At 56.9% G+C, this 17,977-nt stretch carries 17 protein-coding genes; 11 read left to right on the top strand and 6 right to left on the bottom strand.

Annotated features, from left to right (window positions below; all coding sequences use genetic code 11):
• Positions 1 to 211: 211 nt before the first annotated feature.
• The 6 genes from xthA (at position 212) to HV107_RS20670 (ending at position 6,412) form a co-directional block, all read left to right on the top strand.
• Positions 212 to 1,018 carry an exodeoxyribonuclease III gene (xthA, locus tag HV107_RS20695; RefSeq protein WP_182060629.1) on the top strand — a complete coding sequence of 269 codons (807 nt, stop codon included), beginning with the start codon at positions 212 to 214 and terminating at the stop codon, positions 1,016 to 1,018.
• 6 nt (positions 1,019 to 1,024) lie between these two features.
• Positions 1,025 to 1,705 (top strand): TVP38/TMEM64 family protein, encoded by a 681-nt coding sequence (locus HV107_RS20690; protein ID WP_182060628.1) that lies wholly within the window; start codon positions 1,025 to 1,027, stop codon positions 1,703 to 1,705.
• Positions 1,706 to 1,727: 22 nt separating this feature from the next.
• Positions 1,728 to 2,891 (top strand): ABC transporter substrate-binding protein, encoded by a 1,164-nt coding sequence (locus tag HV107_RS20685; RefSeq protein ID WP_182063562.1) that lies wholly within the window; start codon positions 1,728 to 1,730, stop codon positions 2,889 to 2,891.
• Complete coding sequence (locus HV107_RS20680; protein WP_182060627.1) at positions 2,864 to 4,399, top strand: thiamine ABC transporter permease; 1,536 nt, start codon at positions 2,864 to 2,866, stop codon at positions 4,397 to 4,399. The genes HV107_RS20685 and HV107_RS20680 overlap by 28 nt, the downstream gene beginning before the upstream one ends.
• Positions 4,399 to 5,019 carry an ATP-binding cassette domain-containing protein gene (locus HV107_RS20675; RefSeq protein ID WP_182060626.1) on the top strand — a complete coding sequence of 207 codons (621 nt, stop codon included), beginning with the start codon at positions 4,399 to 4,401 and terminating at the stop codon, positions 5,017 to 5,019. The genes HV107_RS20680 and HV107_RS20675 overlap by 1 nt, the downstream gene beginning before the upstream one ends.
• Positions 5,020 to 5,104: 85 nt before the next feature.
• Positions 5,105 to 6,412 carry a sulfurtransferase gene (locus HV107_RS20670; RefSeq protein ID WP_182060625.1) on the top strand — a complete coding sequence of 436 codons (1,308 nt, stop codon included), beginning with the start codon at positions 5,105 to 5,107 and terminating at the stop codon, positions 6,410 to 6,412.
• Here HV107_RS20670 and HV107_RS20665 read toward each other — a convergent pair.
• Both HV107_RS20665 and HV107_RS20660 read right to left on the bottom strand, forming a co-directional pair.
• Positions 6,409 to 7,026: a CDP-alcohol phosphatidyltransferase family protein gene (locus HV107_RS20665; RefSeq protein ID WP_182060624.1), complete on the bottom strand. Its 618-nt coding sequence runs from the start codon at positions 7,024 to 7,026 to the stop codon at positions 6,409 to 6,411. The genes HV107_RS20670 and HV107_RS20665 overlap by 4 nt on opposite strands.
• Positions 7,019 to 7,588: a carboxymuconolactone decarboxylase family protein gene (locus HV107_RS20660; protein ID WP_182060623.1), complete on the bottom strand. Its 570-nt coding sequence runs from the start codon at positions 7,586 to 7,588 to the stop codon at positions 7,019 to 7,021. Before HV107_RS20660 ends, HV107_RS20665 begins: the two co-directional genes overlap by 8 nt.
• A gap of 75 nt (positions 7,589 to 7,663) precedes the next feature.
• On the opposite strand from HV107_RS20660, the gene HV107_RS20655 reads away from it, so the two are divergent.
• The gene (locus tag HV107_RS20655; protein ID WP_310649362.1) at positions 7,664 to 8,080 is read left to right on the top strand and encodes a pyrimidine (deoxy)nucleoside triphosphate diphosphatase; all 417 of its coding nucleotides are present in this window, start codon (positions 7,664 to 7,666) and stop codon (positions 8,078 to 8,080) included.
• On the opposite strand, the gene HV107_RS20650 is transcribed toward HV107_RS20655, so the two are convergent.
• Positions 8,040 to 8,297 (bottom strand): YnjH family protein, encoded by a 258-nt coding sequence (locus HV107_RS20650; RefSeq protein WP_373371577.1) that lies wholly within the window; start codon positions 8,295 to 8,297, stop codon positions 8,040 to 8,042. The two genes, HV107_RS20655 and HV107_RS20650, sit on opposite strands and share 41 nt — an antisense overlap.
• A 242-nt stretch (positions 8,298 to 8,539) precedes the next feature.
• Here HV107_RS20650 and gdhA point away from each other — a divergent pair, with 242 nt between their 5' ends.
• Together gdhA and HV107_RS20640 are read left to right on the top strand one after the other, a co-directional pair.
• The gene (gdhA, locus tag HV107_RS20645; RefSeq protein WP_182060622.1) at positions 8,540 to 9,883 is read left to right on the top strand and encodes an NADP-specific glutamate dehydrogenase; all 1,344 of its coding nucleotides are present in this window, start codon (positions 8,540 to 8,542) and stop codon (positions 9,881 to 9,883) included.
• A 123-nt stretch (positions 9,884 to 10,006) separates the two neighbouring features.
• Positions 10,007 to 11,161: an IS481 family transposase gene (locus HV107_RS20640; RefSeq protein ID WP_182059485.1), complete on the top strand. Its 1,155-nt coding sequence runs from the start codon at positions 10,007 to 10,009 to the stop codon at positions 11,159 to 11,161.
• Between the two features lie 83 nt (positions 11,162 to 11,244).
• Here HV107_RS20640 and HV107_RS20635 read toward each other — a convergent pair whose 3' ends face one another.
• The 3 genes from HV107_RS20635 to HV107_RS20625 form a co-directional block, all read right to left on the bottom strand.
• Positions 11,245 to 13,152, bottom strand: a complete 1,908-nt coding sequence (locus HV107_RS20635) for a DNA topoisomerase III (protein WP_182060621.1) — start codon at positions 13,150 to 13,152, stop codon at positions 11,245 to 11,247.
• A gap of 4 nt (positions 13,153 to 13,156) precedes the next feature.
• Entirely contained in the window at positions 13,157 to 14,200 is a 1,044-nt protein-coding gene (gene selD / locus HV107_RS20630; RefSeq protein WP_182060620.1) for a selenide, water dikinase SelD, read from the bottom strand.
• A gap of 116 nt (positions 14,201 to 14,316) precedes the next feature.
• The gene (locus tag HV107_RS20625; RefSeq protein ID WP_182060619.1) at positions 14,317 to 14,868 is read right to left on the bottom strand and encodes an NAD(P)H nitroreductase; all 552 of its coding nucleotides are present in this window, start codon (positions 14,866 to 14,868) and stop codon (positions 14,317 to 14,319) included.
• Between the two features lie 167 nt (positions 14,869 to 15,035).
• Between HV107_RS20625 and sppA the strand changes: the two genes are divergently transcribed.
• Positions 15,036 to 16,892, top strand: coding sequence for a signal peptide peptidase SppA (gene sppA, locus HV107_RS20620; RefSeq protein WP_182060618.1), 1,857 nt, complete (start codon positions 15,036 to 15,038; stop codon positions 16,890 to 16,892).
• 60 nt (positions 16,893 to 16,952) lie between these two features.
• Complete coding sequence (ansA, locus tag HV107_RS20615) at positions 16,953 to 17,969, top strand: asparaginase (RefSeq protein ID WP_182060617.1); 1,017 nt, start codon at positions 16,953 to 16,955, stop codon at positions 17,967 to 17,969.
• Positions 17,970 to 17,977 lie beyond the last annotated feature (8 nt).

Raw genomic sequence — 17,977 nt, 5'->3', positions numbered from 1 at the left:
AGACTATTCACAGGCCAAATATAATTCTGGAATTGTGATCGCCAGCGAAATTTATTGGCCATTTACGCACCGTTTGAGGGCGTGCCGCGTTGGAATGGTGCAAATTTTGCACCGTTGGCATTATCTGTCGCAGTTATTGGTCATACCCGGTAACAGATGCGCCAAATTCTGCTACCATCCATGCACTATTCACCTTGCATTGGCAGCGACTATGAAATTTGTCTCTTTTAATATCAACGGCCTGCGTGCCCGCCCTCACCAACTGGAAGCCATCGTTGAGCAACATCAACCGGATGTGATTGGCCTACAGGAGACAAAAGTTCACGACGATATGTTCCCTCTCGAAGAGGTAGCAAAACTGGGTTACAACGTCTTCTATCACGGGCAAAAAGGCCACTATGGCGTCGCGCTGCTGACCAAAGAAACGCCGGTATCCGTGCGTCGCGGCTTCCCGGGTGATGATGAAGAAGCCCAGCGCCGGATTATCATGGCGGAGATCCCTTCGCCGCAGGGAAACATCACAGTGATCAATGGTTATTTCCCGCAGGGAGAAAGCCGTGACCACCCAACCAAGTTCCCGGCAAAAGCGAAATTTTATCAGGACTTACAGGACTATCTGAACACCGAGTTAAACAAAACAAACCCGGTGCTGATTATGGGCGATGTGAACATCAGCCCAACGGATCTGGATATCGGCATCGGTGAAGACAGCCGTAAACGCTGGCTACGCGCCGGCAAATGTTCTTTCCTGCCGGAAGAGCGCGAGTGGATGCAGCGCCTGATGGATTGGGGCCTGGTGGATACCTTCCGTGCAGCTAACCCGGAAACGCAGGATCGCTTCTCGTGGTTTGACTACCGCTCGAAAGGTTTCGATGACAACCGTGGTCTGCGTATAGACCTGCTGCTGGCAAGCCCTCCGCTGGCCGAGCGCTGCATTGAAACCGGTATCGATTATGACATCCGCAGTATGGACAAACCGTCTGACCACGCGCCGGTGTGGGCTAAATTCAAACTGTAACTGCATGTGAAAATTAGAAAAATCATCTTCCTGTGCGCCCTTCTGGGCGCCTTTGTTTTGGCATTTTCCTTTCTGCCGCCGGGAGTGCTTTCCCTCGATTCGGTCCGAACCCATCACCAGGCGTTGCAGGCAACGGTTGCGCACTCCCCGGCGCAAAGCGCAGCACTCTATTTCGCGGTGTACGTGGTGGTGTCTGCTCTGTCTATTCCCGGGGCGGCCATTCTGACGTTACTGGGTGGCGCGCTGTTCAGCTTATGGCAAGGGATTGTGCTGGTTTCGTTTGCATCCACACTTGGCGCAACACTGGCGATGCTCGTGAGCCGTTACCTGCTTCGTGACTGGGTGCAGCAGCGCTTCGCCCAGCAAATGAACACCGTTAACGCCGGTATGAACCGCGATGGCGCTTATTACCTTTTTGCGCTTCGCCTGATGCCGCTATTCCCCTTTTTCCTGGTCAACTTGCTCGCCGGGTTGACCAGTCTTGGCGTGTGGCGTTACTGGTGGGTAAGCCAGCTTGCCATGCTGCCCGCAACGGCTATTTTTCTTAATGCCGGACGCGAGCTGGGAAAACTGACCTCCCTGCGCGATATTCTGTCGCCGGGAATGGTAATCGCCTTTACACTACTGGGGTTATTACCGTTGGTCACTCGCTGGCTATTTTCCCGCTACTTTCACTCTTTGCATTAAACAGGGAGGCATTATGCGCCGTGTGCGTTTTTGCGCGTTTCTGACAGGCCTGCTGCTGGCAAGCTCATCCTTTGCCGCGGATAGCTGGCAAGACACCCAACACCAGGCCAGAGGACAAACTGTCTGGTTTAATGCCTGGGGCGGCGACCCGGCGGTAAACCGCTACCTCGACTGGGTCAGCGGCGAGATGAAATCGCACTACGCCATCACCCTGAAAATCGTCCACCTGGCAGATGCGGCCGATGCGGTTAAACGTATCCAGACCGAACACGCTGCCGGACGGAAAACCAACGGGTCGGTCGATCTTCTGTGGGTGAACGGTGAAAATTTCCGCACCTTAAAAGAGGCCGGTTTACTGCAAACCCAGTGGGCGCAAACGCTCCCTGCGTGGCGATTCGTTGATACCCGCAAGCCGGTGACGGAAGATTTCTCCATTGCCACAGACGGCGCGGAATCCCCCTGGGGTGGCGCACAGCTGACCTTTATCGCCCGTCATGCAAGCACCCCGGCACCGCTGCGCGATCCTCAGGCGTTGCTGGAATATGCAAAAAACCATCCTGGCAAAGTCACCTATCCGCGCCCGCCCGATTTTACCGGCACCGCCTTTCTTGAACAGCTTCTGCTGACGCTCACCACCCAACCCGATGCGTTAAAAACCGCGCCGGATAACCGCACCTTTGCAGCAGTAACCGCTCCGCTGTGGGACTATCTCGATACACTGCACCCACTGCTGTGGCGTGAGGGAAAAGATTTTCCGCCCTCACCGGCACGCATGGATGCGCTGCTGGCCAGCGGCAACCTGAATCTGTCGCTGACGTTTAACCCCGCCCATGCCCGGCAAAAAGTGGCCAGCGGTGAGCTGCCTGCCGACAGCTACAGCTTTGGCTTTGAGCATGGGATGATTGGCAACGTCCATTTTGTTGCGATTCCGGCAAACTCCGCAGCCAGTGCGGGCGCGAAAGTGGTGGCGAACTTCCTGCTTTCCCCCGCCGCGCAGGCGCGTAAAGCCGATCCCGCCATCTGGGGCGACCCGAGCGTACTGGATGCCCGGAAATTACCGCCTGCGGATGCTGCGCAACTGAACGCCCACACCACTGACGGGCTACCGAATATGCTTGCAGAGCCGCACGCTGCCTGGGTTAATGCGCTGGAGCAGGAATGGCTGCGCCGCTACGGTACGCGCTGAGCGGCTGTGTCTGGCTGACAATGGCGGTCATTTATGTGCCGCTGATCCCGGCTGGCGTTGTGCTGATAACGCCAGCGTTTTCTGTTGCCAGCTGGCAATCCCTGCTGAATGACCCTCAGTTGCCCCAGGCATTTATCGCCACCCTGGTATCGACCCTGATAGCCACGGCAGGCTCACTGTTTATCGCCCTGGGTCTGGTTACCGCACTCTGGCCCGGCAAGCGCTGGCAACAGCTAAGCACGCGGCTGCCGTGGATGCTGGCCATTCCTCACGTTGCCTTCGCCACCAGCGCCTTACTTGTTTTTGCAGAAGGTGGCCTGTTTTATCAGTACGTTACCTTTTTATCGCCGCAGCAGGACAGCGCGGGTATCGGATTGGGACTGACGCTCGCCATCAAGGAGAGTGCGTTCGTCCTGTGGGCCATTTACGCCGTGTTGCCAGAAAAACAACTGGCACAACAAAACGTGGTATTACAGAGCTTTGGCTACGGGCGTATTCAGCGACTGTGCTGGCTGGTTCTTCCGGCCATTGCTCCCGCGCTGGGAGCCGTGATGCTTGCCGTGCTGGCCTGGTCGCTATCGGTTGTTGATGTGGCCATCGTTCTCGGGCCTGGAAATCCTCCGACGCTTGCAGTGCTGGCCTGGCAGTGGCTGAATCAGGGTGACGCTGAACAGCAAATCAAAGGGACGTTATTATGTCTGCTGTTACTGCCGCTGCTGGCGATCCTGGCCACGGCGGGGCTGTGCCTCTGGAAAATGTGGCGGCGAACGCTGCCGGATGTAAGCGGTGTTCGTCATAGCAGCCATCACGCTTTGCCGGTAAAAACGCTCGGCTGGTTAGTGCCCGGCTGCGGGCTATTTTGCGCGCTGGTGCTCGTTTTACTCGCCAGGGGCAGTGATACCGCCATTGCCCCTTACGCCACCAGTTTCTCATTGGGTATGGTATCCAGCCTGCTGGCGCTGATCATTCTCCTGTTCTGGCTGGAATGGGGGCCGCAACGTGGGGCCTTTTGGGTCTGGCTTCCCCTGGCACTTCCGGCATTACCGCTGGTGTTTGGGCAATACCTTGTTGCACTGCAACTCGGGATCGACGGGCAATATGCCGCAGTGCTGTGGAGTCATTTACTGTGGGTGACCCCCTGGATGTTGCTGGTGCTTCAGCCCGCCTGGCGCAGGATTGACCCGCGACTGATACTGATTGCCAGGACGCTGGGCTGGTCACGCGCTAAAATCTTCTGGTTAGCCAAATGCCCGCTGCTGGTTCGCCCGGCGCTGCTTGCCATCGCGACGGGGTTTTCCGTCAGCATGGCGCAGTACATGCCCACCCTTTGGGTGGGTGCCGGACGCTTTGCCACACTCACGACTGAAGCTGTGGCACTCAGCAGCGGAGGCAGCCCATCACTTCTCGCTAACCGCGCGCTTGGCCTGCTTTTGCTGACAGGCACGATATTTGGTATTGCCGCGCTCTTATCCCGGCTTGCGGGCCGCTACCGACAAGGACTACGTTAATGCTGAGCGTGAACCATCTCACCATAGAGCCACTCTTTCACGAGGTTAACTTCAGTGTGCCGCGCGGAGAAATCGTGACGCTGATGGGGCCATCCGGCAGCGGAAAATCCACGCTTTTTTCGTGGATGATTGGCGCACTATCCCCGGATTTTAAGGCTCAGGGCGAGCTGTGGCTCGACGAAAAACGCTGCGACACACTCCCGGTCGAAAAGCGCGGGCTGGGAATTTTATTTCAGGACGCCCTGCTGTTTGACAGTTTTAGCGTGGGGCAAAACCTGATGCTGGCCCTGCCTGCGCATATTACCGGGCAACAGCGCAAGGACGACGTACAACATGCGCTGCACTCCGCGGGGCTTGCCGGACATTACACCAGCGATCCTGCAACGCTTTCTGGCGGGGAACGTGCCAGGGTGAGCCTGCTGCGCGCTTTGCTTGCACAACCGCAGGCCCTGCTGCTTGACGAACCCTTCAGCCGTCTTGATAAAACGTTACGCGCATCGTTTCGGGCATGGGTTTTCGCTGCCGTTCGTGCGCGCAATATTCCGGTGGTGCTGGTCACCCATGATGAAGAGGATATTCCGCCCGGGGGTGATGTTATCCAGCTCTCTCGCTGGCAATAAACGCCCCGGCCCTGTGCTAACGCAAGGTTTTCTGTTTCAGGTGAGATAACAATGAGCCCCTCTTTTACTGACGTCAGGCTTTTCGATGAAACGTGTTTCTCAACTGACTGCGCTGGCCCTGCTTTGCGGCCTCGCTTCAATGTCCTCTCTGGCGGCTGAGATGCCCCATTCCCTTACACTGGAACAGATCCAGCAACAGCATGGCGCGGTGATTGATACGCGCGCCAGTGCCTTCTACAACGGCTGGCCGCAAACCCTGACCGGCACATCCGGGCATGAACCTGCGGCGCTCAACCTCTCTGCCTCCTGGCTCAGCGCAATGAGTGACGAGCAGCTTGCAAGCTGGGCGAAACAGCACCAGCTCACGTCTGAAACGGCTATTGCACTGTACGGCAGCGATGCCGATAACCTGGCAATAAAAGCACGCCTGAATAAAGCCGGATATAGCCGTATCTCACTGTTAAGCGATGCGCTGCAAACCGCTGACCGCCTGCAACGTTTACCGCATTTTGAGCAGTTGGTTTATCCGCAGTGGTTACATCAGTTGCAGCAGAAAAAACCGGTTGTTGCCGCCCCGGCGGGAGACTGGAAAGTGCTTGAAGCGGGCTGGGGAGCACCGAAATATTACCTGCTGAGTCATATTCCAGGTGCCGGCTACCTTGATACCAATGAGATTGAAAGCGAGCCGCTGTGGAATAAAGTTTCTGATGATAAACTCAAAGCGATGCTGGCCAAACACGGGATCCGCCACGACACCACGGTGATCCTCTATGGTCGTGGCGTCTATGCTGCCGCCCGCGTCGCGCAGATCATGCTCTACGCGGGGGTGAAAGATGTGCGCATTCTGGATGGCGGCTGGAAAACCTGGTCAGATGCCGGTCTGCCTGTTGAACGGGGTACGCCAGCCGACGTGAAACCCACCCCCGACTTTGGTGCACCGCTACCCGGCCAGCCGCAGTTGATGGTTGATATGTTACAAGCCCGCGGAATGTTGCATCGTCAGGATGCTTCGCTGGTCAGTATCCGTTCCTGGCCTGAGTTCACCGGCATCACCAGCGGTTACAGTTATATTAAGCCAAAAGGTGAAATCGCCGGTGCGCGCTGGGGCCATGCCGGTAGCGATGCAACACACATGGAAGACTTCCATAACCCGGACGGCACCATGCGCAGTGCCGATGATATTACCGCCATGTGGAAAACGTGGAATATCCAGCCAGAACAGCATGTTGCATTCTATTGCGGTACCGGCTGGCGCGCGTCAGAGGCCTTTATGTACGCGCGGGCGATGGGCTGGAAAAACGTCTCCGTTTACGATGGCGGCTGGTACGAATGGAGCAGCCATCCGCAAAACCCGGTTTCCACCGGGGAGCGCGGGCCGGAAAGTTCGCGCTAACGGGTGAGCGATTTTAACGTTACATAACCGCTCCAGATGCGCGTTGTGGTGGTAAGCCAGCACAACGCGCCAAATACCCAGGCGAAGAGTGAAAAGTGCGCCGGAAACAGACAGCAAAGCACGAACAGCGCGATAGTCTCCGTCCCTTCCGTTAAGCCACCAATGTAGTAAAACGACTTGTGCGCATAGCCGGGGTTATCAATATTGTGTTTTGCTGCAAGCGCCGCAAACGCCAGAAAACTGCTGCCCGTCCCCATAAAAGCAAACAACAGCCAGGCCGCAGCCAGCGCATTTTCCGCAGGTGCCGCCAGCGCAAAGCCAAACGGCACTAGCGCGTAGAAAAGAAAATCGAGTGCAATATCCAGAAACCCGCCTGCGTCACTCAACCCGCGACGTCGTGCCAGCGCACCGTCAAGCCCGTCCAGCAGGCGATTGAGCGCAATCGCGACCAGCGCCGCCAGATAGCTGTTCAGCGCCAGAAAAGGCAGCGCCAGCACCCCAATGGCAAACCCCGCCAGCGTTAACCCGTCCGGGGAGATAAACGACCTGTCGAGCACCGCCGCAAGCTGGTTCAGCGCCGGTTTCACGCGCGGATGCAGGTGTCGGTCAAGCATCAGGTTTCCCTTTGAACGTAGCGCAAAGCCCCTGCGCCGGGATATCCAGCGCGGCATTAAAACGCGCGGATAAGTTCTGAAACGCAATCAACGCTGTCATCTCGGCGATCGCCTCATCGGTGTAATGGCGTTTGAGCTGCATTTTTATGGCCTCATCCACCTGCGGCGGCGTGGCAGTGACTGCTTCGGCATAGGCCAGCGCCACGCGCTCCTCTTCACTGAACATGTCGGCATCGTGCCAATGGCTCACCGCCTGTACTTTATCCATCGCCCCGCAGCGCTCGGCCAGACGTAGGCTATTGGCATCAATGCAGAAATCACAGTGGCAAATCTGAGAGACTCGCGTCATCAGCAGGGAGCGCAGCACAGGGTTCAGGCGCGCATCACGACGTTCCAGGAACCCCACAAACAGGGCCACCAGCCAGAACAGGCGCGGCATTCGTCCCCACCAGCGGGTGGGATTCAGCACCGCGCCGTAGTGTTTTTTCTGCATCGCTGCGATCGGTTTTAAACTGACGGGAAGGTTTTTTAAGGGGGCTACCCAGGCGGGTGTCTCTTTCACCTGACTCTCCTGATGGCTGGACTCTTTGAAAGGGCACGATAATATGTCGTTTTTCGTTATCAATTATTGACGACCATGCTGAAAACCATCGATGTAGTCGCAGCCATTCTTGAAAAAGAGGGCAAAATTTTGCTGGCGCAACGCCCACCCCATGCCGATCAGCCCGGTATGTGGGAATTTGCCGGCGGGAAAGTGGAAGCCGGAGAAACGCAGTCTGAGGCGCTTGTCCGCGAATTACGCGAAGAGTTAGGCATTAATGCCGAGCCTGCACGCTATGTGGCAAGCCACCAGCGGGAAGTCTCCGGGCGGCTTATCCACCTTCATGCCTGGCATGTCCCTTCGTTCAGCGGCGAGCTGACGGCGCATTACCACAGCGCGCTGGTGTGGTGTACGCCGCAGGAGGCGTTAACCTATGCCCTGGCGCCTGCGGATATCCCGCTGCTTAACGCCTTTATCCTTTTACGCGACGCCAGACCAGCGGATTTGTGCTGACGACCCGTTCATCACGCTGACACTGCAACAGCACGCCGTCGGCCTTCACCACGGCCCCTTCTGAATAGTTCTGATCCTGATAGATACAACACTGGTTGCAGGGCTGCGAACTTTGACCGCTGGAGCTGAAAACCTCCGGCGGGACATTCACCTGCACATCCGGGCGAATTCGGTCGGCCTGCGCGCCGGCAGATAAAAGGGCAAACAAAGCGGTCATCACATAACGGTTCATAGAAGTCTCTTCCTGTTGTCTCCTGATAATGACTATAACGGTAAACCCGGCAGAACCTTTAATTTCTCTCGTCATCGTTTTTTGTTATGACCACGGCACAATGATGAATTTCCCTTCAGGGGGAAATTTCTGCTTGCCTCACAAAGCGGTGCGGGTGATATAGTCAAAAAAACGTCATAAAACGTCTACGCAACACACATAAATTAAAATAAGAGGTTCTTATATCTATGGATCAGACACGCTCTCTGGAAACTTTTCTTGCCCACGTTCAACAGCGCGATCCGCACCAGAGCGAGTTTGCTCAGGCCGTTCGTGAAGTCATGACTACCCTGTGGCCATTCCTTGAAGAAAACCCGCGCTATCGCCAGATGTCACTGCTTGAGCGCCTGGTCGAGCCGGAGCGCGTGATTCAGTTCCGCGTGACCTGGGTTGACGATCGCAATCAGGTGCAGGTTAACCGCGCGTGGCGCGTGCAGTTTAACTCGGCAATTGGTCCGTTTAAGGGCGGGATGCGTTTCCACCCGTCCGTTAACTTATCCATTCTGAAATTCCTCGGCTTCGAGCAGACCTTCAAAAACGCCCTGACCACGCTGCCTATGGGTGGCGGAAAAGGCGGCAGCGATTTCGATCCTAAAGGCAAAAGCGAAGGTGAAGTGATGCGTTTTTGCCAGGCATTAATCACTGAGCTGTATCGTCATCTGGGCCCGGACACCGATGTCCCGGCAGGTGATATCGGCGTGGGTGGCCGTGAAGTGGGCTTTATGGCCGGGATGATGAAAAAACTCTCCAATAACAGCGCCTGCGTGTTTACCGGTAAAGGCCTCTCCTTCGGCGGCAGCCTGATCCGCCCGGAGGCCACAGGTTACGGTCTGGTCTATTTCACCGAAGCCATGCTGAAACGCCATGGTCTGGGCTTTGAAGGGATGCGTGTCGCGGTGTCGGGCTCCGGTAACGTGGCGCAGTACGCTATCGAAAAAGCGATGCAGTTTGGCGCACGGGTTGTGACTGCCTCAGATTCCAGCGGGACCGTCGTCGACGAAGCAGGCTTTACGGCTGAAAAACTGGCGCGTCTTTGCGAAATCAAAGCCAGCCGCGACGGTCGCGTAGCGGATTATGCCCGCGAGTTTGGCCTGACCTACCTCGAAGGCAAGCAACCCTGGGCTGTGCCGGTGGATATCGCGCTGCCGTGTGCGACCCAGAATGAACTGGACGTAGACGCCGCGCGCACCCTTATCGCCAACGGTGTGAAAGCCGTTGCCGAGGGGGCGAACATGCCCACCACTATCGCCGCAACCGACCTGTTCCTGGAAGCAGGCGTGCTGTTTGCACCAGGCAAAGCCGCGAATGCAGGCGGGGTGGCAACCTCGGGGCTGGAGATGGCTCAAAACGCCGCGCGTCTGGGCTGGAAAGCGGAAAAAGTGGATGCACGTCTGCACCACATCATGCTGGATATTCACCACTCCTGCGTGGAGTTTGGTGGCGAAGCATCACAAACCAACTACGTGCGTGGCGCGAATATCGCCGGGTTCGTGAAGGTGGCGGATGCGATGATTGGGCAAGGTGTGATCTAAGGTATTAATCGTGCGGCCGGGTGCCCTCACCCCGGCCCTCTCCCGGTGTACGGTCCGGGGACATAGTGAACACTTGTTCGGGGACATGGTAGACACTTACAACTAAGGCATAAGAACCCGTTTATGGAGTCGCTTATGTCCTGGGATGCGAGAGATACCATGTCATTACGTACCGAGTTTGTTTTGTTCGCCTCGCAGGACGGGGCGAACATCCGTTCCCTCTGCCGTCGCTTCGGCATTTCACCTGCCACTGGCTATAAGTGGCTTCGCCGCTGGGCGGAGGAAGGGGCCTCCGGCCTTCAGGACCGCCCGCGCATACCGCACCATTCCCCGAACCGCTCATCTGACGACATCACTGCCCTGCTGCGTATGGCGCATGACCGCCATGAACGCTGGGGCGCACGCAAGATAAAGCGCTGGCTGGAAGACCAGGGGCACACCATGCCCGCCTTCAGCACCGTCCATAACCTCATGGCCCGTCACGGTCTGCTGCCGGGCACTTCACCGGGCATTCCCGCCACGGGACGGTTCGAACATGACGCGCCGAACCGCCTCTGGCAGATGGATTTTAAGGGCCACTTTCCCTTTGGAGGCGGCCGCTGCCATCCGCTCACCCTGCTGGACGACCACTCCCGATTTTCCCTGTGCCTGGCGCACTGTACCGATGAACGGCGCGAGACCGTGCAGCAGCAGCTGGTCAGCGTGTTTGAGCGCTACGGCCTGCCGGACCGGATGACGATGGACAACGGTTCTCCGTGGGGAGACACCACCGGCACCTGGACGGCGCTGGAGCTGTGGCTGATGCGTCTGGGTATCCGGGTGGGGCACTCCCGGCCGTATCATCCGCAGACGCAGGGTAAGCTGGAGCGTTTTCACCGGAGCCTGAAGGCAGAAGTGCTGCAGGGGAAGTGGTTCGCGAGCGGGGGCGAACTGCAGCGCGCCTTCGACCACTGGCGGACAGTCTATAACCTTGAACGCCCGCATGAGGCGCTGGATATGGCGGTACCGGGGTCGCGGTATAAGCCGTCAGAGCGGCAGTACAGCGGCAACACCACGCCCCCGGAATACGACGAGGGCGTGATGGTCAGGAAAGTGGATATCAGCGGAAAGCTGAGCGTGAAAGGGGTAAGTCTGAGCGCAGGCAAGGCGTTCAGGGGAGAACGGGTCGGGCTGAAGGAGATGCAGGAAGACGGCAGCTACGAGGTGTGGTGGTACAGCACGAAAGTGGGGGTGATCGACCTGAAGAAAAAGTCGATCACCATGGGTAAAGGATGTTAAAAAGTGTTCACCATGTCCCCGAACACCTGTCTACCATGTCCCCGGACCGTACACCCGGTGGGAGAGGGAGAAAACCGGAGGTATCAGGCTGCGCTCTTTTTCTTTTTGAACGGCTTCTTCGCACCGCCGCCCGGTGCAACCATTCCTCTGAACGTCTTCACCGGCGTACTGCGCGCCTGATCTATCAGCTGATAAAGCGTCCCCACCAGCGGCTGCATAAAGTCCTGGTAACGACACTGCTTCTCGCTGATTTGCGTCAGGATGGATTCCCAGTGCGCCGTCATGTCCGGCCTTGCTGCAAGCTCAGGCAGCGAGTGGATCAGCGCCCGTCCAGGTTCCGTCGAATGGATATAACGCCCTTTCTTCTCCAGGAAACCACGCTTAAACAGCAGTTCGATGATCCCTGCGCGGGTCGCTTCCGTACCCAGTCCGTCGGTTGCGCGGAGGATCTTCTTCAGGTCTTTATCCTGCACAAACCGGGCGATCCCCGTCATGGCTGACAGTAGCGTTGCATCGGTGAAATGGCGTGGCGGCTGAGTCTGACGTTCAATCACCTCGCCCTTTTCACACAGCAGTTCGTCATCTTTAGCCACAACCGGCAGCGGCGTGCCGTCGTTCTCTTCATCGCGCTCTTTATTGCCAAGCAGTGTGCGCCAGCCCGCTTCCGCCAGGAAACGGGCTTTGGCGACGAACTTGCCTTTGGCAATCTCCAGCTCGATGACGCATTTGCGGAACACCGCATCCGGGCAGAACTGCATCAGATACTGACGGGCAATCAGGTTGTATACCTTAGATTCGTTTTCCGTCAGGTTCACATTGCTGGTGCGTGCCGTGGGGATGATGGCGTGGTGAGCATCCACCTTTTTATCGTCCCAGCAGCGGTTACGCGTGTCCGGGTTGACGGCGGGCTGCGGTAACAGATCCGGCGCGTGGACTCCGATCGCGTTCATCACCGAATGGCGCCCGGCATAATGTTCTTCCGGCAGATAGCGGCTATCCGAACGCGGATAAGTGATCAGCTTATGGGTTTCGTAAAGCTTCTGGCAGATATCGAGCACGTTTTGCGCGCTCAGACCAAAGCGTTTAGCGGCTTCAATCTGCAACGCCGAAAGCGAGAACGGCAGCGGCGCAGGTTCTGATTCCCGTTTATCGTTATAGCTGGTGACGATAGCGGGCTGCCCGGTAATGCGGTTGACCACGTGCTCCGCCAGCGGGCGATGCAAAAGGCGGCCTTCTTCATCCTGATACGACTCACAGGCATCGCTTGGCTGCCAGATTGCCGTAAAACGTTCCTCTTTTGGCGTCACGATGTGCGCTTTGACCTCAAAGAAGTCTTTGGCGACAAAGTTTTCGATCTCTTCATCGCGACGCACCACCAGCCCCAGCACAGGGGTCTGCACGCGTCCGACCGAAAGCACGCCCTGATACCCGGCGTTACGCCCCAGAATGGTATAGGCGCGGGTCATGTTGATCCCGTACAGCCAGTCGGCACGGGCGCGCGCCAGTGCGGAAACGCACAGCGGGATAAACTCACTGTTGGCGCGCAGACGCGAAATCGCGCGCTCCACGGCCTGCGGGTTGAGGTCGTTAATCAGGCAGCGCTGCACCTGCTGACGCTTTGCCGGAGCCAGCTCCAGGTAATCCAGCACCTCGTCCACCAGCAGTTGCCCTTCTCTGTCCGGGTCACCCGCGTGGATAACTTCAGAGGCCTCATGCAGGAAGCGCTTAATGACATTGAGCTGTTTGGTGACGGACGGACGTGGTTGCAGACGCCATTTTTCCGGCACGATAGGCAGGTCGTTCAGATTCCAGCGGGCGTAGCGGCTGTCGTAGACATCCGGCTGCGCCTGCTCGAGCAGGTGACCAATACACCAGGTGACCACCTGCCCGTTACCGCACTCGATAAAACCATCGCCCTTGCGGTGCGGCTTAGGCAACACATCGGCGATGGCACGGGCCAGGCTCGGCTTTTCGGCAATAAACAACCGCATCGAATTAACGGATCTCGATCATCGGGCGGCCACCGCGGGCGTCCACCAGTTCGCCGATGGCCGTCAGAGTGATACCAAACTCCGCGGCCGTTGCCTGTACTTCTGCTTCTGCATCCGGCGTTACCGCCAGCAGCAGGCCGCCAGAGGTTTGTGGATCGCACAGCAGATCGCGCCACGCTTCTGGCATGTCGCCCATCAGATGCCCATAGCTGGCAAAGTTACGCTGAGTGCCGCCTGGCACCGCGCCCTGGGCAATGTAGTCTTCCACGCCCGGTAGCTTCGGCACGTCCTGATACCAGACCTTCGCCTGCACGCCCGCGCCCTGGCACACTTCGCTCAGATGGCCAAGCAGACCAAATCCGGTAACGTCGGTCATCGCCTTCACACCATCGATATTGGTAAACGCCGCACCGGCGAGGTTCATCTGGCACATCACTTCCGTTGCCAGACCAACGTGTTCAGGTTTAAGCAGGGATTTTTTCTCGGCGGTGGTGAGCACGCCAATGCCCAGCGGCTTGGTGAGGAACAGTTTGCAGCCTGCCTGCGCCGTACTGTTGCGTTTAACGCGCTCGGTTGGTACCACGCCCGTTACGGCCAGGCCGAAAATAGGCTCCGGGGCATCGATAGAGTGACCACCAGCCAGCGCAATTCCCGCTTGCTGACAGGCAAAGCGACCGCCTTCAATCACTTCTCGGGCGATTTCCGGGGCCAGGGTGTTAATTGGCCAGCCCAGAATGGCAATCGCCATAATCGGCTTACCCCCCATCGCAAAAATATCGCTGATGGCATTGGTGGCCGCAATGCGTCCGAAGTCGAACGGATTGTCGACAATCGGCATAAAGAAGTCGGTGGTGCTGATAATGCTGGTGCCGTTACCTAAGTCATAAACCGCTGCATCGTCACGCGTTTCATTACCGACAAGCAGGTTCGGGTCGACAAACTTCGCCTGTTCACTGTGCAGGATGGTTTCCAGCACTTTTGGGGAAATTTTACAACCGCAACCGGCTCCGTGGCTGTATTGCGTTAAACGAATGGTTTGCTCGCTCATGGACATCTCCTGTCATTGCAATCGCGCTATGGTAGCGCTCATTCCATAAAGAGGTAAGTATGACTGTCTGAATTCTGCGGCAGATGCTCAGAATCCAGACAGTTTAGCGCGCGTTATCAGAAACGGCTGACGAATGGCGTAGTGTCCGGCACATTTATCGTGCTGGATGCTTTAAGCTGTGGGGTGCCGAGATAGAGGAAGCCAACAATTTTGTCGTGCTCGCCACAGGACAAACCTTCGCGAACGACCGGGCTTTCGGTGAGTGCGCCAGTACGCCAGATGCCGTTAAAGCCCTGTGCGACAGCGGCCATTTGCATCGCCATTACGGCACAGCCCGCAGACATTTCCTGTTCCCAGACCGGCACTTTATGCTCAGCCTGACATTTTGCGACCACCGCGATGATCATCGGCGCACGGAACGGGCCGGTACGGGCTTTCTCGATACCCTTCTCGTCCAGACCCGCGGCTACCGCACCCTGCTCCAGCAACGCGCTGAAGCGATCGCGGCCTTCGCCTTCAATAATAAAGAAGTGCCATGGCTGTAATGTGCCATGATCTGGTGCGCGCATCCCGGCACGCAGAATGTTTTCCAGCTGCTCGCCCGCTGGCGCCGGTTCGGCCAGGCGCGAAGCACTACGACGGTTAACAAGCAGTTCAAGTGCGTCCATTGGTTAACTCCTGTCTTGAATTTTCCTAACAAAATTAACACGGCGGCAGATTTTGTTACAGCGTGATGGGCGATTCCTGCTGACAAGTGGCGGTCGGGTCATTACGATAACCCCACATTGCCGTCCACTGGCGACGGATACAGTCATTTTCTGGTTAGGGAGTATACATGCGAACCCTTTGGCGAATCTTTGCCGGTTTCTTTAAATGGACGTGGCGACTGCTCAACTTTGTCCGCGAACTGGTGATGAATGTGTTCTTCATCTTCCTGATCCTGGTTTGCGCAGGCATCTGGATGCACATAAGCAGTACAAGCCAGGCGCAGCATTCCACGCGCGGGGCATTGTTGCTGGATATCACCGGGGTCGTCGTCGATAAACCCTCCACCAGCAATCGTCTGGGCGTGATTGGCCGCCAGCTGTTCGGCGCGACATCCGATCGCCTACAGGAAAACTCCCTGTTTGATATCGTTGAAACCATCCGCCAGGCAAAAGACGATCGCAACATCACCGGGATCGTGCTTGATCTGAAAGATTTTGCCGGTGGCGACCAGCCTTCTATGCAATACATTGGTAAAGCCCTGCGCGAATTCCGCGACAGCGGAAAACCTGTTATTGCCGTAGGCGACAGCTATTCCCAGGGCCAGTACTATCTGGCGAGCTTTGCCAATAAAATCTGGCTTTCGCCGCAGGGCACGGTGGATTTGCACGGCTTTGCAACCAATGGGTTGTACTACAAGTCGCTGCTCGACAAGCTGAAAGTCACCACCCATGTCTTCCGCGTGGGCACGTATAAATCCGCCGTTGAGCCATTTATCCGCGACGATATGTCCCCGGCTGCCCGGGAAGCTGACAGCCGCTGGATTGGCGAGCTGTGGCAAAACTATCTGGGCACGATCGCGGCCAACCGCCAGATTACCGCTGAACAGGTCTTCCCTGGCGCTCAGGGGATGCTCGACGGCCTGCGCAAGGTTGACGGCGACACCGCCAAATATGCCCTTGAGAACAAACTGGTTGATTCGCTGGGTAGCAGTGCAGAGATCGAAAAAGCCCTGACCAAACAGTTCGGCTGGAGCAAAGAGGACAAAAACTACAGCGCTATTAGCATGTATGACTACACGACGAAAAAACCGAGTGAAAACGGTGATAGCGTGGCGGTGGTCTTTGCTAACGGTGCAATCATGGACGGTCAGGAAACGCCAGGGAATGTGGGCGGTGATACCACGGCTTCGCAGATCCGTGATGCGCGTCTTGATCCGAAAGTGAAAGCCATTGTTCTGCGCGTCAACAGCCCTGGCGGCAGCGTCAGCGCCTCTGAAGTGATCCGCGCTGAACTGGTTGCCGCACGTGCTGCGGGCAAACCTGTGGTTGTCTCGATGGGCGGTATGGCGGCCTCCGGTGGTTACTGGATCTCAACGCCGGCTAACTACATCGTTGCCAACCCAAGCACGTTGACGGGCTCAATTGGTATTTTCGGGGTCATCAACACGGTGGAGAACAGCCTTGATTATCTGGGTGTTCATACCGATGGGGTATCAACATCACCGCTGGCGGATGTGTCCGTGACCAAATCCCTGCCGCCGGAAGTGTCAGATATGATGCAGCTCAGCATCGAAAGCGGTTATAAGCGCTTTATCACTCTGGTTGCCGACTCGCGTAAGAAGACGCCAGAGCAGATTGACCAGATTGCTCAGGGCCACGTCTGGACCGGCCAAGATGCCAAAAACAACGGTCTGGTGGACAGCCTGGGTGATTTTGATGACGCCGTCGCGAAAGCAGCTGAACTGGCAAAACTCAAGCAATGGCATGTTGAGTATTACCAGGACGAGCCATCGTTCCTCGATTTGGTGATGAATAGTATGTCTGGCTCCGTGCGCGCCATGCTGCCAGAAGCCATTCAGGCATACTTACCTGCGCCCGTCGCCACCGCAGCTAAAGCGATGAAAGCCGAGGGCGATAAGCTTGCCGCCTTTAACGATCCACAAAGCCGTTACGCATTTTGCCTGACCTGCGCTAACGTCCGTTAAAACCTGTCCCCTCTTCTCGTGAAGAGGGGATTTTTCTTTGAAGCAAAAGAACTCACTATCATGCAGAAGAAATCAATTTATGTAGCCTACACTGGCGGTACCATCGGGATGCAGCGCTCTGAAAATGGCTATATCCCTGTGTCCGGCCACCTGCAACGTCAGCTGGCATTAATGCCAGAATTCCATCGCCCTGAAATGCCTGACTTCACGATCCACGAGTATGAGCCGCTGATGGACTCCTCCGATATGACGCCGGAAGACTGGCAGCATATTGCAGACGATATCAAAGCGCATTACGACGAATACGATGGCTTTGTGATCCTGCATGGCACCGACACCATGGCGTTTACCGCATCGGCGCTCTCCTTCATGCTGGAAAACCTGAGTAAACCGGTTATCGTGACCGGCTCGCAGATCCCGCTCGCGGAACTGCGCTCTGACGGGCAAATCAACCTGCTTAACTCTCTGTACGTGGCGGCTAATTACCCGATCAATGAAGTGTCGCTGTTCTTCAACAACCGTCTGTACCGTGGCAACCGTACGACCAAAGCCCACGCGGATGGCTTTGATGCTTTTGCTTCGCCAAACCTGCAACCACTGCTGGAAGCAGGCATCCATATTCGTCGCCTGGGAACCCCGCCTGCACCGCATACGGCGGGTGAACTGGTTGTTCACCCAATCACCCCGCAGCCAATTGGCGTGGTCACCATTTATCCAGGGATTTCTGCGGATGTAGTACGTAACTTCCTGCGCCAGCCCGTTAAAGCGTTGATCCTGCGCTCCTACGGTGTAGGCAATGCCCCACAGAACGGCGAGTTCCTGAAAGAGTTACAGGAAGCGAGCGAACGTGGGATTGTGGTGGTTAACCTGACCCAGTGCATGTCCGGTAAGGTGAATATGGGTGGTTATGCCACCGGTAACGCCCTGGCTCATGCCGGTGTTATCAGCGGTGCCGACATGACCGTCGAGGCCACGCTGACTAAACTTCACTATTTACTGAGTCAGGATCTGGATGTTCAGGCCATTCGTACCGCGATGACGCAAAACCTGCGCGGTGAACTGACACCAGACGAATAAGGAGTGAG

It is taken from the genome of Enterobacter sp. RHBSTW-00175, assembly GCF_013927005.1.
Classification (GTDB): domain Bacteria; phylum Pseudomonadota; class Gammaproteobacteria; order Enterobacterales; family Enterobacteriaceae; genus Enterobacter.
The sequence above is the reverse complement of the archived record's forward strand: the minus strand, read 5'-3'. Positions and strand labels throughout refer to the sequence as shown.